This is a genomic window from Arthrobacter sp. CC3, from assembly GCF_039907775.1.
GTDB lineage: Bacteria > Actinomycetota > Actinomycetes > Actinomycetales > Micrococcaceae > Arthrobacter.
Genome location: NZ_JARCCY010000006.1, coordinates 155,452 through 170,756, shown reverse-complemented (window position 1 = coordinate 170,756; position 15,305 = coordinate 155,452). Strand labels below are relative to the sequence as shown.

Below are 15,305 nucleotides of genomic sequence, written 5' to 3'. Positions count from 1 at the left end.
AGCGAAGCCAGGTCAGGGCGGCGCTGGGGGCTAGCGCGAACCGTAGTTGGGCGCTTCCACCGTCATCTGGATGTCGTGCGGGTGCGATTCCTTGAGGCCGGCCGGGGTAATGCGGACGAACTTGCCCCGGGCCTTCAGCTCGGCAACCGTCGGCGCACCGGTGTAGAACATGGTCTGGCGGAGGCCGCCCACCAGCTGGTAGGCAACGGATGCCAGCGGGCCGCGGTAGGCCACGCGGCCTTCGATGCCTTCCGGGATCAGCTTGTCGTCGCCGGAGACGTCGGCCTGGAAGTAGCGGTCCTTGGAGTAGGACGTGTTCTTGCCGCGGGTCTGCATGGCCCCGAGGGAGCCCATGCCGCGGTAGCTCTTGAACTGCTTGCCGTTCACGAAGATGAGCTCGCCCGGCGATTCGTCGCAACCGGCCAGCAGGGAGCCGAGCATCACGGTGTCGGCGCCGGCAACCAGCGCCTTGCCGATGTCGCCCGAATACTGGAGGCCGCCGTCGGCAATCAGCGGAACGCCGGCCGGGATGGCCGCCTTCGCGGACTCGTAGATGGCGGTGATCTGCGGAACGCCCACACCGGCCACAACACGGGTGGTGCAGATGGATCCCGGACCCACGCCCACCTTGATGCCGTCGGCGCCGGCGTCGATCAGCGCCTGGGCGCCTTCCCGGGTGGCTGCCTGGCCGCCGATGATGTCCACGTGGGCGGCGACAGGATCGGACTTCAGGCGGCGGATCATGTCCAGCACGCCCTGGGAGTGTCCGTTGGCCGTGTCCACGAACAGCGCGTCCACGCCGGCATCGATCAGGGCCATGGCACGTTCCCAGCCGTCACCGAAGAAGCCGATTGCGGCGCCAACGCGCAGGCGGCCTTCGTCGTCCTTGGTGGCCAGCGGATACTGCTCCGCCTTGGTGAAGTCCTTGGTGGTGATGAGGCCCTTGAGCCGGCCCTGGTCATCAACCAGCGGAAGCTTTTCGATCTTGTTGGTGGCCAGCTTGTGCGAGGCTTCCTCGCGGCTGATGCCGACGTGGCCCGTGACCAGGGGCATCTTGGTCATGACGTCGCTGACCAGGCGGATGGGGAAATCCGCTTCCGGAACGAAGCGGGTGTCGCGGTTGGTGACAATGCCCAGCAGCCGCATGCCCTCGTCCACCACCGGCAGGCCGGAGACGCGGTACTGCGAGCAGATCTCGTCCAGTTCGGCCAGCGTCGCTTCCGGCCCGATGGTCAGCGGGTTGGTGATCATCCCGGATTCGCTGCGCTTCACACGGTCAACCTGGTCGGCCTGGTCCTGGATGGACAGGTTGCGGTGGATCACGCCGAGCCCGCCCTGGCGGGCCATGGCGATGGCCATCCGCGACTCGGTGACGGTGTCCATGGCAGCGGACAACAGCGGGGTGTGGACGGAGATGCGCTTGGAAATGCGCGAGGACGTATCTGCCTCCGACGGGATGACGTCGGTGTGCCCGGGCAGGAGCAGGACGTCATCGTAGGTCAGGCCGATAAAGCCGAACGGGTTGTGTTCGGGCTGGGTCATAAGTGCGCCTCTTACCTTAATTCCGGGGTTCACGGGTAGGGGTTGCAGCTGATGACCAGCCCGTCATTACGGGACTGGCCTGTGCAGATGGTGATGCCTTGGTGCGGAAGTGTTGAATAAATTCTAGAACCTCGGCGGCGATCCCCATATTCCGCTGCGGCAATGTGAGGAACCGCACGCCCTCCTCCGGGCCGGGCCCGGCATCTGGCCTCAGGTCCAGCCGGTGGCGGCCAGCAACCGCTGCTCGAACATGGGAATCATGCTCTGCACGTAGGTCTTGGTCAGGTGGTTGTCATCCTTGTAGACGTATACATTGCCCACGACGGCCGGGCAGATTCCGTCCGCGCAGATGAAGTCGCTCAGGTCCATCAAATGGAGCCCGTCCACCTTGCCGCGGTAAGCGTCCAGGGGCGACGAATCCGCGAGCGATTCACCCAGGGGCGGGTTGCAGTCAGCTGCGTCTGCGCCCTTCTTTTGTACGCATTCCGGCATGTTGAACCCGAACCGCGGGTTGTCGCGGACTCCCACCACGTCCATTCCGGCGTCGGTGAACGGTTTGATGCCTTCAAGGTAGCCGGGAACTTCCGTCTCAAACGGCGCATCCTTGAGGGTCAGCGACGCGACCGTGAACACCGCATCGGGCTGATGCTGCAGCACATACTCTGCGCTGGCTTTGTTGAAGGCGTTGCACTCGGCGTCACGCTCTGTGGACTCAGCACCGAAGCGGCAGTTGCCCTTGAGCAGCGTGACCACCTCCCAGCCGTGTTCCTTGGCGATCGGGCCCAGCGCCGCCATGTACTGCTGCGCGTGCGAATCGCCAAGCACCACGATCCGCTTGGTGACAACCTCCGGCTTGCTGTTCTGCAGGCAGCCGGAGAGCAGCGGATCGTCCGGCACATTCCCGTCAGTGCAGAGGCCGTCAATATCCGCCCACTCATTCTTCATGGCAGCCGGCGCCGGAATGATCTTCGCTTCCGGCGTCGGTTTTCCGACGTTTTCGGGGGTCAGGGCGGCCGCGCCGGGAGTCAGTTCCCTGGGCTGCGCGGCGGCTGCCGCTTCCTCTGCAGTCAGTTTGGTCTGCCACAGGGACACCGGCCCGGCCAGCAGCGCTCCGCACGCCACGATAACGACGGCGTTCCGCCAGACCCGCCGCTGGGGCCAGTGCCAGTCACGCAGGGGCTTTTCCACGAACCGGGTTGTGAGGACGGCCATCACCACGGAGGCCGCCACGATGGCCAGCCCTTGGACGAGGTTGGGCGAGACAACACCGGTGCCGGCGAGTGCGAGGACCAGCAGCGGCCAGTGCCAGAGGTACAGCGCGTAGGAGTTGTCGCCCAGCTTCACGAGGGGTTTCCAGCTCAGGAGCCGGTCCGCACCAAAGCGGCTGCCGCTCTGGCCGGCCACGATGATCGCCGCAGCCGCCAGCGTGGGCCACAGCGCCACAAAGCCGGGGAAGGACCGGTCCACTGTCAGCAGCAGGCCGCAGGACACCATGGCGGCCACGCCGGCCCACCCCAGGATGACGCGAAGCAGCATTCCCGGCCTCAGGTAAGGCAAAGCCAGTGCGAGCAGGGATCCCAGCGCGAACTCCCAGAGCCGGGTGCGGGTGTCGAAATAGGCGTAGGCCTGGTTCGTGGCGGTCTGTTCAACGGAGTAGGCCAGCGACGCCGCGAAGATCACGCCGAAGGCAACGGCCAGCAGCAGGCGGTAGCTGACGGCCGGGCGCCGCAGGATCCGGTGCAGCGCGGCTGCTCCGGCAAACACCAGTGGCCACAGGATAAAGACCTGCCCCTGGATGGACAGCGACCAGAAATGCTGCAGCGGACTCGCCCCCGAGTGGTCCTGGGCGTAGTAGTCGACCGCCGAATCCGCGAGCAGCCAGTTCTGCCGGTACAGCAGGGAGGCCCACGCCTGCTCCAGGACGTCCGGCCAGCGGCTTTGGGGAAGGATCGCCCAGGTGCCCGCCAGGACACCGAGGATAACGACGACGGCGGCCGGCAGCAGCCGTTTGAACAGGTGCAGCCAGTGGCTGACCAGTTTGAGCGGACTGCCGCTTTCCACCTTGCGCACGAACGAGAGGGTCAGCAGGAACGCGGAGATCAGCAGGAAGATGTCCACGCCGCCGGACACCCGGCCCAGCCAGACGTGGTACGTGACCACCATCAGGACGGCGAGTGCCCGGAGCCCCTGGACCTCGGGGCGGTACGCCTTCCCGGCTGCCTTGTCCGTGCTTTTCGTAGTGTTCGTCGGTTGCTTTGCGGGGGTCGTCGGGTGCTCTGTGGGGGTCGTCGTCATCCGTTGTTCCAGCCGGTTGCTGCCAGAAACTCCTTCTCGAAGTAGGGGGTGATGCTGTCCATGTACGTCCTGGTGACGTGGTTGTCGTCTTTGTAGACCATGACGTTGCCGATGACCGCCGGGCAGGTGTCGTCCGGGCAGAAGAACGGCGTGAAGTCGAGGAACTTCGTGCCGGGCACCTGGCCCGCTATTTCCGCGGCGGGGGACGCCGGCTGATAGCTTTCGGCCGTCTTCGCGGCACACGCCGCGTAGTCGTCCTGGTGCTGTTCCAGGCAGTCCGGCACCGCCTCTGGCATGCGGGGGGTGTCGCGGAGGGCGACGACGGGAATCCCGGCGTCGTTGATTTCCTTGATCTCCGGGAGCCACGCGGGGTCCATGAATTCCGTCTTGTTCGGGTTCGGGTCCGTCCGGGTGCTGGTGGTGACCACAAGGTCCGGTTTCATCTCCAGGACCTTCTTCATGGTCTCCTTGTTGAAGTCGACGCAGCCGTCCGAGAGCTCAGGCGCGTCGGTCTCCGTCACCGGGCAGTAGCCCTTGGTGATGGCTTCCACTTTCCAGCCGTATTTGTCTGCAAGGTTAAGCAGCGGCGTGGACCAGACGTGGGCGTGGGAGCTGCCGATGACCATGATGGTCTTGTCTGCATCGTCTTTTCCGTTGGTGCACACGTTGATGAGCTCGGCGTCGTTGGTGGTGCAGCCGCCTTGGAATTTCGGCCATTCCTCGGCCACGGTGGTGAGGCTGGGAAGCAGCGGAGCGGACTTGTCGGCGGCATCCACGTACTCGGGATCCAGCACCCGTGCACCCGGGTTGTTGGCCCAGGCCTGGCTGGCGGCCGCGGCCGTGGCGCTGGTGATTTGGAACTGCCAGCCGGCGAGCGGAACGGCAGCGGTGGCTACAGCGGCGGCGACTGCGATGACTGCCCGGCGACGCTTGACCTCCGGCCATTTCCACTCGCGCCATGGTTTCTCGATGAACCGGGTGGTGAGGTAGGCAAGGCCCATCGACACGACGATGATGACAGTCCCGGACAGCGGCCCGGCGTGGTCCCGGCCGGTAGCGGCCAGGGCGATGACAAGGATGGGCCAGTGCCACAGGTACAGGGCGTAGGAGTTGTCCCCGAGCCGGACCAGCGGCCCTGTGCTCAGGATCCTGTCAACGCCGAACCTGCTGCCGGTTTGCCCGGCAGCAATGACGCACGCGGCAGCCAGCGTGGGCCACAGGGCGGCCACTCCCGGAAACGCCGCCTGGACGTTGAGCAGTATGCCGCAGCTCAGCATGGCCGCGATGCCGAACCAGCCGAGGGCAATGCGTCCGGCCCGTGGGATCCGGAGGCCGGGCAGGATCAATGCCACCAGGGTGCCCAGGGCGAATTCCCACAGCCGCGCCCCGGTGTCGAAATAGGCCTGGGCCTGGTTGGTCACAGTGAAGATGATCGAGTAGACCAGCGACACCAGGAATACTGCGGCAAAGATGTAGCACAACAGGATGCGGTAGTGCAGCCGGTACCGTTTGGCCACGAGCGCTGCGCCGGCAAAGATCAGCGGCCAGAGGATGAAGACCTGCCCCTGGATGGAGAGGGACCAGAAGTGCTGGAACGGGCTGGCCAGGCTGTGGTCGGTTGCGTAGTAGTCAGTGGCCTGCGACTGCAGGAGCCAGTTCTCCACATAGAAAAGGGAGGCCCAGCCCTGGGCGATGATATCCAGCCAGCGCGTGCGGGGCAGGAGGAGGAAGCTCGCCGCGAGGACAGCGACCATGACCGTGACCGCCGCCGGCAAGAGGCGCCGGAACAGGTGCAGCCAATGCCTGAACAGCGCCATCGGCCTCCCCTGCTCGTACCTGCCCACAAACTGCAGGGTCATCAGGAAAGCCGAGATCAGCAGGAACACGTCCACCCCGCCGGACACCCGCCCGAACCAGACGTGATAGCTGACAACCATCAGCACAGCCAAGGATCGCAGGCCTTGAATTTCAGGCCGGAACTTTGATTTTCGGCTCGGTTCAGCTCCGGCGCCACTGCGGCGCGGCGAGGCTAGGGCTCTCGCCACAGACATAGAAAACCCCTCAAGCGGATAACCAAAGCATCCATGTTACCGAATCGTAACTTTCATCGCCAATCGCCGAAGCAGGCGAAAAGAACCCCCGGCTTCCATTAAGGCACTCCTAGCTGGGAGTTTCCAGAGGAGGGCGCCTTCGGACGGCGGCCGGGAAACTAGGCTGGTGACGAAGCGGGTGCTGGAACCCGGAAACGCGAGGAGTGGCCAAGTGATCGTTCAGGTGCGTATGTGCATTCCCGCTGAGCTCTCCGACCTGGTGGTTGAAAGCTGCACCCAGCAGACCGGTGCGGCGGAAGTAGCCGTGCACAGGGGCGCGTCCATCCAGCCGCCGGGCGACGTGGTGGTGGTCCACGTGGCCCGGGAAGCAGTCGAGGAGCTGCTGGAAAAGCTGCATGTCCTGAAGGTCCAGGAGCTTGGCTCCATTGCCATTTCCATGCCGGAGCTCATGCTCTCCCGGCGCGCCGACCGGGCTGAAGCCGCAGCGCCGGGAGACGGCGCCGACGCCATGATCTGGGACGAGGTGACGCGCCAGACGGGGGAGGATTCACGGCTCACGTGGAGCTATTTGGCATTCCTGGTACTGGCAACGCAGCTGGCCGCGATCGGTATTGTCACGGATTCCACCATCGCCATCGTCGGGGCCATGGCCGTTGGACCGGAATTCGGACCGCTCGCAGCCCTTGCGGTCGCCATCGCCCAGCGCAAATGGAAACTGGGACGCAGTGCCGCCGTGGCGTTGGGGGTCGGCTTTCCTGTGGCCATGCTCCTGGCTGCACTGACGGCCTGGCTGTCCGTGCCGCTGGGGCTCTTCCCCGCAAACACCCTCGACACCGGGTCCGCCGTCGAGTTCATCTACCACCCCGGACCCTATTCGCTGATCGTTGCCGTGCTGGCCGGTGCCGCCGGGATGCTCTCCGTCATCAGCCGGCGCTCGGCCGCCCTGATCGGGGTCTTCATTTCCGTGACCACCGTTCCCGCCGCAGGGTTCGTGGCCGTGGCGCTCGTCCTTGGCGAGTACCAGAAAGCTGCGGGGTCCGCCCTGCAGCTGCTGCTCAACCTTGTGGGCATCGTGGCATCGGCGCTTGCCGTGCTCATTTTCTACCGCATCATCACCAAACGGCTGCCGGACGGAATGGCCCGGAGGCTGAGACGCCAGGCGCTGCGCGCCCGGAGCTAGCCTCCGGCCCAAGGCATTCACGGGCCAAGGCAGGGCACTAGGCCAACGACCGCGCGGCCAACGAAGCTGCCGCCGGGATCTTTCCCGCCAGGTACCGGGCGTCCCGGCACGCACCGATGAGGGTCGCCGATGTGGCGGCGTACATGAATTCCCCGCCGAGGAAGAACAGGCCGGGCAGGTCGGTGGCCACGCCACGGCGCTGCCGGGGCCGCCCGCCGTCGTCGAATACCTGCGGTTCGATCCAGTCAAAGGACTCACGGTAGCCCGTGCACCAGATCACGTTGGACACACCGTCGAGGGGGCTGCCCGCGACAACAGGCCGCCCGTCCTGCACTCCGGTCACCCTGGGCACAATGTCGACACCGGCAGCAGTAAGGTCCTTGCGTTTGGTCCTGATCAGGGGGTCGGCATGCGCCAGTTTGTGCTGTGCGGCCTTACGCCCCAGCGGGTTGTCGACGGTGAGCACGTGGATCCCCAGAAACCGCACCACGGGCAGGGCGAAGCGTGCGGCGTTCCGGCCGTGGCGCACGGGCAGCTCTCCGCTCGGCTTCCCTGCCACCACCGTGGGGTGCGTCCTGCTCACTTCCAGGGCAATTTCCGCTCCCGAGTTGCCCAGTCCCACGACGAGGACGCGGCCGTGCCGGAGTTGGCCCGGATTCCGGTATTCGCTGGAGTGCAGCTGGACGATGGACGGATCCAGCCCGGACGCAAAGTCCGGCAACCTGGGCGCCTGCGTGCAGCCGGTCGCCACAACGACGTTGCCGGCCTCCCACCGGCGGCCGCCGGACACCGCGACGAACCGCCCCTGTTCCCGCCATAGCCTCTCCACCCGGATCCCGGTACGCACCGGAAGGTCAAAGGTGGCAGCGTAGTTTTCAAGGTAGTCGGCGAGGTCGTCCTTGCGGGGAAAGGACAACCTGTCTCCCGGAAACGGCACGCCGGGAAGGCCGTCGTACTTCGCCGGTGTAAACAGCCTCAGGGTGTCCCAGCGCTGCCGCCAGGCGTCACCGATTCTCGGATTCGCATCCAGGATGAGGAATTTCCGGTCCTGGCGCTTGAGGTAGTGGCCGATGGCAAGGCCGGACTGGCCCCCTCCGATGACCAGGGTGTCAAGCACTTCGACTGCCGCCGCGTCGTCGTTGCTGTTGCTCATTGCAGTGCCTCCTGTTCAACCGCTATGGATTCATTCGATGAACCCTCCCGGTCGCTTCCCGGCCGCAGGGCCTCCGGACCGCGAAGGGCCTCCGGACCGCGCCGTTCCGTCCGGTAGCGCAGCCACCACACCAGCATCAGCGCGGAGGCCAGCACGTAGAGTGCGTGAAGCAGCCAGATCGGGCCCGCCGGGAGGTGGAAGACGTACACGGAATGGACAGCGTTGGCCACGTTGCTCAGGACCAGGCTGCTGAGGCTATAGGACGCCAGGTCCCTGGTCCGTGCTGCCTTGAGAAGCATCGGCAGCAGGCCAAGGGCGAACAGCACGGTCGAGAATGTGCCGGCCAGGACGGGAAGGTTCATAGTTCGACACTAGGTCCGCGTCCTTGCGCTCCGCGTCGGCAGAAGTATGTATCTTGCCCCGGGCGGGGCTGGGCAGTTCTATGCAGCCCGCGGCTTACTGTGTGAGCCCGTGGTCGTAGGCATACTTGGTGGCGGCCACCCTGGACTGCAGCCCCAACTTGAGCAAGATGTTGCTGACATGCCGGGCCACGGTCTTTTCACTCAGGTAGAGCTCCCCGGCGATGGCCCGGTTGGCCATCCCGGAGGCCACGAGCCGGAGTACTTCAAGTTCGCGCGGCGTCAGGGGTCCGGGCCGCGCGTCGTGCGCCGGTGTGTACTGGAGCGAGGCTGCCCAGGCAGCGGCGGGGGCAGCACCGAGGGCAAGGAATTCAGCGTGTGCCGCCTCGAAGTCCATCTCCGCCGAGTCGTCGTCGCCGGATGCGCGGCAGGCCTGGCCCACAAGGGTGCGGCAGCGCGCGGCTTCGAAAGGAACGCCCAGTTCCCGCCAGAGCGTCCACCCCTGTCGCAGGACCGGCCGCGCCAGGGCGGGTTCTCCTTCGGCGAGGAGGACGGCCCCGGTGGCCTGGCAGGAGGCAGCCTGCAGCATCGGCATCCCGCAGTCCTGCGCCACGGATGCCAGTTCGTCGGCGGCCCGGCGCGCAGCGGCTGTGTCACCCGCAGCCAGTTCTATCTCCACGAGCGCCGGCAGCAGGTGGCGGCGGTTGGCCAGGTCGGCGGCATCGGCTGACCTGCGGATGAGGGTCTGGGCGGCCGGGACGTCCCCACGGGCCAGCCTCAGCAGCGCGAGTCCCGGCTGGGGCTCATAGCCGCTGCGCGCCGCCTGCCGGTAGCATTCCTCGGCCGCCGCGAACTCACCCCGCAGCCGTTCCACTTCGCCCTGCTGGTAGTAACCGCCGTAAAGTGCCTGGTAATCTCCCGCCGCGGACAGCCGCTGCGCGTCCTTCGCGGCGCTGACGGCGTCATCCCAGGCCCCGTGCAGCCGGTACAGGTCGGCGCGGTGGCCCTGGCACTGGCCGCTGAACAGGACCATGTCCGGCCGTCCGCCGCACCACCGGTCCAGTGCGGCCGTCCATTCCAGGGCGCGGCGTAGATCGAAGGCCAGGTGGCAGGTGCCGATTACGGCGCAGTAGATGATCCCCGAGGGGACCGGCGAGAGCTCTCCGGCGGTTACCGCGACCATCACCTCATCAAAGAGCCCGACGCCGGTGCTGATGTCACCGAGCGCCACGCAGGCCTGGCCCGTTCCCAGCAGCGAAAGCGAGATGAGGTCCCGGTCCTGGAACTTCTCCCCGATGGCCAGGGCGTCCGTGAACCCCCGGCGGGCACCTTCGGGGTTGCCCCCGAACAGCATGCCCAGTGCCGTGGGAATCAGCAGCAGGCCCTCCACTGCGCAGGGTTCGTTCAGCTCTGCCACCAGCCGTCCGGCTCGGGCGAACCATCCCGCGCTCCGGGCCGGCTGGCCCGAGTTCATCAGATGGATGCCGATCCGCCCGGCGCAGCGGGCCGCGCCCACCACGTCGCCGACGACGAGGTACTCCTCGTGCGCGCGGGTGAGGGTCTCGATTCCGGCGTCGGATTTGCCGGTCAGGATTTCCACCGTGGCAAGGCGCTCGAGGTCTGCCGCGGGAAGCCCGCCGTGCTGGTCGGCATCGAGGAAGTGCTCGAAGGCGTCGGTCCAGCGATGCTCCTCGAAGGCGGAACGGCCTCTGTCCAGGCCGCCTTCAGACGTTGCCATGATGCCTCCCCGCACCGTTCCAAGCTCCATCTAAGCGCCACGGTACGCCGGGGGTGCCGGGTGCACAAGCTCGGGCAGAAAGCGCCGAACCGGGGTGTAAGAGCGGGATGTGCAGGGGTTCAAAATGGGCGCGAAAAGGCCGGCCCGGCGTGGGCGGTTCCTGGGAACCGCCTGGCCGGACCGGCCTATTTTTGCTGCGCTAGTACAGCGCTGACTGCACGCTAGTGCTTGTGGCCTGCGTGCTCGTCCTCGTCGGCCGGCTTTTCGACAACGAGGGTCTCGGTGGTGAGAACCAGCGCTGCGATGGAGGCGGCGTTGCGGAGGGCTGCGCGGGTCACCTTGACGGGGTCAATGACACCGGCTGCGATGAGGTCTTCGTACTCGCCGGTCTTGGCGTTGAAGCCATGGTGGATGGCGGATTCCGCCACCTTTGCAGCGACGACATAGCCGTCAAAGCCGGCGTTCTGGGCGATCCAGCGCACAGGCTGGACCAGGGCGCGGCGCACGATGCCCACAGCTGCTGCTGCGTCACCTTCGAGTGCGGTGACCGACGGGTCCTCGTCCAGCGCCTTCAGGGCGTGGATGAGGGCGGAACCGCCACCGGCAACGATGCCTTCTTCGAGGGCAGCGCGGGTGGAAGACACGGCGTCCTCAATGCGGTGCTTCTTTTCCTTCAGCTCAACCTCGGTGGCTGCGCCAACCTTGATCACGCCGATGCCGCCGGCCAGCTTGGCCAGGCGCTCCTGGAGCTTTTCCTTGTCCCAGTCCGAGTCGGTGCGGGTCAGTTCAGCCCGCAGCTGGGCAACGCGTGCCGCAACGTCCTCGGCCGATCCGGCGCCGTCAACGATGGTGGTGTTGTCCTTGGTGACCGTGATGCGGCGGGCCGTACCGAGCACCTCGAGGCCAACGGAATCCAGGCTCAGGCCGAGTTCCGGGGAAACAACCTGTGCGCCGGTGAGCGTCGCGATGTCCTGCAGCATGGCCTTGCGGCGGTCGCCGAAGCCGGGTGCCTTGACGGCAACGACGTTCAGGGTGCCGCGGATGCGGTTGACGATCAGGGTGGAGAGGGCTTCGCCTTCAACGTCCTCGGCAATGATGAACAGCGGCTTGGAGCTCTGCAGCGCCTTTTCCAGCAGCGGCAGGAAGTCCTGCACCGAGGAGATCTTGCCCTGGTTGATCAGAATGAGGGCGTCTTCGAGGACTGCTTCCTGGCGTTCCGCGTCAGTGACGAAGTACGGGGACAGGTAGCCCTTGTCGAACTGCATGCCCTCGGTGAGGACCAGTTCGGTCTGCGTGGTGGAGGACTCCTCGATGGTGATCACACCATCCTTGCCGACCTTGCCGAAAGCCTCGGCCAGGAGCTCGCCGATCTCATCGCTCTGGGCGGAGATGGCTGCAACGTTCGCAACCTGGGTGCCCTCGACGGGACGGGCATTCTCGAGCAGGCGTGCTGCGACGGCCTCAACCGAGACCTCGATGCCGCGCTTGATCTGCCCCGGAGCTGCGCCGGCTGCAACGTTGCGCAGGCCTTCCTTGACCAGTGCCTGCGCCAGGACGGTGGCGGTGGTGGTGCCGTCGCCGGCGACGTCGTTGGTCTTGGTGGCGACTTCCTTGGCCAGCTGCGCGCCAAGGTTCTCGAACGGGTCATCCAGTTCGACTTCGCGGGCGATGGTCACGCCGTCGTTCGTAATGGTGGGAGCGCCCCACTTCTTGTCCAGCACGACGTTGCGGCCGCGCGGGCCAAGCGTCACCTTGACAGTGTTGGCGAGCTTATCGATGCCGGCTTCAAGCGACCGGCGGGCAGCGTCGTTAAACGCAAGCTGCTTTGCCATGGTTGTGTCCTTTCGAGACAGAAACCCCGCGCCGCTGACCAGTCAGAAATGAATCAGACGGATCGGCGGCGCGGGGTCAAAGAGTTACTTTACGACGATCGCCAGGACGTCGCGGGCGGACAGCACGAGGTACTCGGTGCCGCCGGTCTTGACTTCGGTTCCGCCGTACTTGGAGTAGATAACAACGTCGCCAACGGCAACGTCGACGGGAACGCGGTTGCCGTCTTCAAAGCGGCCGGGGCCTACTGCGACAACTTCGCCTTCCTGCGGCTTCTCCTGTGCGGAGTCCGGGATTACCAGGCCGGAAGCCGTGGTCTGCTCTGCTTCGAGCGGGCGGACAACAATACGATCCTCAAGAGGCTTAATAGAGACCGACACTCGGACCTCTCCTTCTACGTCAGCAAATTCATGGACTGGAAAACCGTTGCGCCTGTGCGTGCAAACCGTCGTCGCGGTGCCGGCAGCAGCGTGGCTGGCAGTTCTCCATGTGTTAGCACCCTCCTAGGGAGAGTGCTAATGAAGACTCTATGTAGTCGTTAGCACTCGGTCAAGGCGAGTGCCAGAATTTCGTCACCGGTGAACGCCTAGCGACCCGCCAGGTCATCAAAGTCGACGTCGTCGCCATCGTCCGTGTCGTCGTCGTTCGTAACGTTGCGGTTCCGGTACAGCACGACGGCGGCAGCGAGCGCCGTCGCAACCGAGGCGATCAGGAACACGAGGCCGCCTGCGCGGACAGCGGCGTACGACTCGCGGATTTGCCGCGCCTCGTCGGTGTCGTCCTGGATGTTCTTGCCGCCCACCGAGTAAACGGTTGCGTTGAAGGAGTCCAGGAAGAAGATGATCACCAGGAGCGCCAGGCAGACGACGGCGATGGCGGCACCGGCGATCAGCGCGGGGCGGGCGTACCTGGCAAGGCCCGTGGGCTGGTGGTGGTCATTGCGTTGGTCTTCTACGGGTGGCTGCGGCCCTGCGCTGTCTTCCATGCCTCCAACCCTAGCGGCACCGCGGGTGTCCGCCGCCTCGATTAGGCTTGATGACATGGCTGACGCACCGCAGGACCTGATCGCTCCGCTCCTGACCAGCGAAGGCTGGGAGCTGCTGGCGTCGCTTGGCCCGTACCGGGAGGACGATGCGTTCCGGCTCAATGAGTCGCTCCGGAAAGCAGGCCACTCCCCCGCGCTCGTCTCGGCAGTCCTCACCCAGTCCAGGCTGCGGACCAAGGCTGAGGCCAAATTCGGCGAATTCGCCCGGCAGATGATCTTCACCCAGGCGGGCCTCGAACAGGCCACGCGCCTTAATGTCGCCGCCCGGCACGCCGAACGGTTTGCCTCCGCGGGGATCGAGCACGTGGCGGATCTCGGCTGCGGGCTGGGCGCCGATGCCATGGCGCTGGCCTCCATGGACATCCGGGTCACGGCAGTGGAAATGGACGAGACCACCGCCGCCTGCGCCACCATGAACCTGATTCCCTTCCCGCACGCCAGCGTGGTCCACTCCGATGCCACCACCGTCCCGCTGGACGGCGTGGGCGGCGTCTGGCTGGACCCCGCCCGCCGCACCACCTCCACCTCGGGCACGCGCCGGATCTGGGATCCGGAGGAATTCTCGCCGCCGCTGTCCTTCGTGGAATCCCTCGCCGAGTCCGGCCGCGCGGTGGGCGTGAAGATGGGGCCCGGCATGCCGCACGAATCAGTCCCTGCCGGCTGCGAGGCGCAGTGGGTCTCGGTGGGCGGCGACGTCACCGAAGTCGCGCTCTGGTTCAACGCCGTCAGCCGCCCCGGCGTCCGGCGCGCCGCCCTGCTGCTCGGCCCGCAGGGCGCTGCCGAAATCACCAGCGCGGAAGGGTTCGACGGCGGACCGGTGGCCCCCGTGGGCCCGGTGGAAGGGTACCTGTACGAGCCTGACGGGGCTGTCATCCGCGCCGGGCTTGTGGCGGATGTCGCGGCGCGGCTGGGCGGCCACCTCGTGGACGAACACATTGCCTACATCTGCGCGCCGGAGCTGGTGGACACCCCGTTTGCCAGGGCCTACAAGGTCCTGGAGGTCATGCCGTTCAACGTCAAGGCCCTCAAAGCCTGGGTGAAGCAGCACAACATCGGCGTCCTGGACATCAAGAAGCGCGGCACGTCGGTCACTCCGGAGGAGCTCCGCAAGCAGCTCCTCGCGGGGGGCGGGAAGGGGTCCAAGGGCAAAAAGACAGCCACCCTGGTCCTCACCAGGATCGGCGAGGACCGGGTTGCCATTTCCGTGGAGCCGGTTCAGCCCAAGGTTTAGCCTGTCCCGTTACCGGGCATTCCGTGTTACTGGGCCCGCATGAAGTCTTCGGCCGCGCGGACCTGCTCGTCCGTGGGCCGGACGCCGGTGTACAGCACAAACTGCTCCAGTGCCTGGATGGTGGCCACTTCGGCACCGGTGATGACCGTCTTCCCGGCAGCCCGGGCAGCCTTGATCAGGGGCGTCTCGGCCGGCAGCGCCACGACGTCGAACACCACCTTCGCGGCGTCCACCGCCTCCGGGGGGAAGGACAGTGCGTCGGCGTCGGGACCGCCGGCCATACCAACGGGCGTCACGTTGATGATCATGTCCGCCGTGCCGCCGGCGTCCGCCGCGGGCAGTTCGGCGCTCCACTTGAATCCGTAGAGGTCCGCGAGCGGCTTACCTGACGCCTCGTTGCGGGCAACGATGGTGACGTCGCGGAAGCCTGCGTCACGGAGCGCCGCGGCCGTCGCTTTCGCCATACCGCCGGAACCCTTGAGCAGCACCGAGTAGTCCGCGGGAACGGCGTTGCGCTGCAACAGCTGCTCGATCGCCGTGTAATCCGTGTTGTAGGCGGTGAGCTTGCCGCCGTCGTTCACGATGGTGTTGACCGAATCGATGGCCTTGGCCGAAGGGTCCATCACGTCCACCAGCGCAATGACGTCCTCCTTGTACGGCATGGACACCGCGCAGCCCCGGATACCCAGCCCCCGGACGCCGGCAATCGCCTGGCCAAGGTCCGTGGGCGCGAAAGCCTTGTAGATCCAGTTCAGGCCCAGCTGGTCGTAGAGGTGGTTGTGGAAGCGGGTCCCGTTGTTGCTCGGCCTGGCCGAGAGCGAGATGCACAGGGTCATGTCTTTATTCAGAATTGGCACGGGTCCATTAAACGCCCCGGAAGC

Annotated in this window: 12 protein-coding genes; 2 read left to right on the top strand and 10 right to left on the bottom strand. The window is 66.1% G+C overall.

Annotated elements, in window-relative coordinates:
• Window positions 1–30 precede the first annotated feature (30 nt).
• The 3 genes from guaB to PV761_RS05225 all read right to left on the bottom strand — a co-directional run bounded on the left by guaB (window position 31) and on the right by PV761_RS05225 (window position 5,888).
• Window positions 31–1,542: an IMP dehydrogenase gene (gene guaB / locus PV761_RS05235; RefSeq protein WP_028269502.1), complete on the bottom strand. Its 1,512-nt coding sequence runs from the start codon at window positions 1,540–1,542 to the stop codon at window positions 31–33.
• A 210-nt stretch (window positions 1,543–1,752) separates the two neighbouring features.
• Entirely contained in the window at window positions 1,753–3,837 is a 2,085-nt protein-coding gene (locus PV761_RS05230) for an acyltransferase family protein (RefSeq protein ID WP_347894926.1), read from the bottom strand.
• The gene (locus PV761_RS05225) at window positions 3,834–5,888 is read right to left on the bottom strand and encodes an acyltransferase family protein (protein WP_347894924.1); all 2,055 of its coding nucleotides are present in this window, start codon (window positions 5,886–5,888) and stop codon (window positions 3,834–3,836) included. The genes PV761_RS05230 and PV761_RS05225 overlap by 4 nt, the downstream gene beginning before the upstream one ends.
• Before the next feature lie 211 nt (window positions 5,889–6,099).
• On the opposite strand from PV761_RS05225, the gene PV761_RS05220 reads away from it, so the two are divergent.
• Entirely contained in the window at window positions 6,100–7,068 is a 969-nt protein-coding gene (locus PV761_RS05220; RefSeq protein WP_347894922.1) for a DUF389 domain-containing protein, read from the top strand.
• Between the two features lie 37 nt (window positions 7,069–7,105).
• Here PV761_RS05220 and PV761_RS05215 read toward each other — a convergent pair whose 3' ends face one another.
• The 6 genes from PV761_RS05215 to PV761_RS05190 form a co-directional block, all read right to left on the bottom strand.
• Window positions 7,106–8,221 carry an NAD(P)-binding domain-containing protein gene (locus PV761_RS05215; protein ID WP_347894920.1) on the bottom strand — a complete coding sequence of 372 codons (1,116 nt, stop codon included), beginning with the start codon at window positions 8,219–8,221 and terminating at the stop codon, window positions 7,106–7,108.
• Window positions 8,218–8,583, bottom strand: coding sequence for a hypothetical protein (locus PV761_RS05210; RefSeq protein WP_347894918.1), 366 nt, complete (start codon window positions 8,581–8,583; stop codon window positions 8,218–8,220). The genes PV761_RS05215 and PV761_RS05210 overlap by 4 nt, the downstream gene beginning before the upstream one ends.
• Window positions 8,584–8,677: 94 nt before the next feature.
• Window positions 8,678–10,318: a response regulator transcription factor gene (locus tag PV761_RS05205; protein WP_347894916.1), complete on the bottom strand. Its 1,641-nt coding sequence runs from the start codon at window positions 10,316–10,318 to the stop codon at window positions 8,678–8,680.
• A 221-nt stretch (window positions 10,319–10,539) separates the two neighbouring features.
• Window positions 10,540–12,150, bottom strand: coding sequence for a chaperonin GroEL (gene groL, locus PV761_RS05200; RefSeq protein ID WP_028269509.1), 1,611 nt, complete (start codon window positions 12,148–12,150; stop codon window positions 10,540–10,542).
• 84 nt (window positions 12,151–12,234) lie between these two features.
• Window positions 12,235–12,528, bottom strand: a complete 294-nt coding sequence (gene groES, locus PV761_RS05195; protein ID WP_003805290.1) for a co-chaperone GroES — start codon at window positions 12,526–12,528, stop codon at window positions 12,235–12,237.
• A 206-nt stretch (window positions 12,529–12,734) separates the two neighbouring features.
• Window positions 12,735–13,133, bottom strand: coding sequence for a hypothetical protein (locus tag PV761_RS05190; protein WP_028269510.1), 399 nt, complete (start codon window positions 13,131–13,133; stop codon window positions 12,735–12,737).
• A gap of 55 nt (window positions 13,134–13,188) precedes the next feature.
• Here PV761_RS05190 and PV761_RS05185 point away from each other — a divergent pair, with 55 nt between their 5' ends.
• Window positions 13,189–14,424 (top strand): class I SAM-dependent methyltransferase, encoded by a 1,236-nt coding sequence (locus tag PV761_RS05185; RefSeq protein WP_347894914.1) that lies wholly within the window; start codon window positions 13,189–13,191, stop codon window positions 14,422–14,424.
• A 26-nt stretch (window positions 14,425–14,450) separates the two neighbouring features.
• Here PV761_RS05185 and PV761_RS05180 read toward each other — a convergent pair whose 3' ends face one another.
• Complete coding sequence (locus tag PV761_RS05180; RefSeq protein ID WP_347894913.1) at window positions 14,451–15,281, bottom strand: shikimate 5-dehydrogenase; 831 nt, start codon at window positions 15,279–15,281, stop codon at window positions 14,451–14,453.
• Window positions 15,282–15,305 lie beyond the last annotated feature (24 nt).

Bases quoted from the DNA above. Each gene is read 5' to 3' on its own strand.
- guaB (WP_028269502.1), bottom strand. From the start codon at position 1,542: ATGACCCAGCCCGAACACAACCCGTTCGGCTTTATCGGCCTGACCTAC.
- PV761_RS05205 (WP_347894916.1), bottom strand. From the start codon at position 10,318: ATGGCAACGTCTGAAGGCGGCCTGGACAGAGGCCGTTCCGCCTTCGAG.
- PV761_RS05230 (WP_347894926.1), bottom strand. From the start codon at position 3,837: ATGACGACGACCCCCACAGAGCACCCGACGACCCCCGCAAAGCAACCG.
- groL (WP_028269509.1), bottom strand. From the start codon at position 12,150: ATGGCAAAGCAGCTTGCGTTTAACGACGCTGCCCGCCGGTCGCTTGAA.
- PV761_RS05210 (WP_347894918.1), bottom strand. From the start codon at position 8,583: ATGAACCTTCCCGTCCTGGCCGGCACATTCTCGACCGTGCTGTTCGCC.
- PV761_RS05215 (WP_347894920.1), bottom strand. From the start codon at position 8,221: ATGAGCAACAGCAACGACGACGCGGCGGCAGTCGAAGTGCTTGACACC.
- PV761_RS05190 (WP_028269510.1), bottom strand. From the start codon at position 13,133: ATGGAAGACAGCGCAGGGCCGCAGCCACCCGTAGAAGACCAACGCAAT.
- PV761_RS05185 (WP_347894914.1), top strand. From the start codon at position 13,189: ATGGCTGACGCACCGCAGGACCTGATCGCTCCGCTCCTGACCAGCGAA.
- PV761_RS05225 (WP_347894924.1), bottom strand. From the start codon at position 5,888: ATGTCTGTGGCGAGAGCCCTAGCCTCGCCGCGCCGCAGTGGCGCCGGA.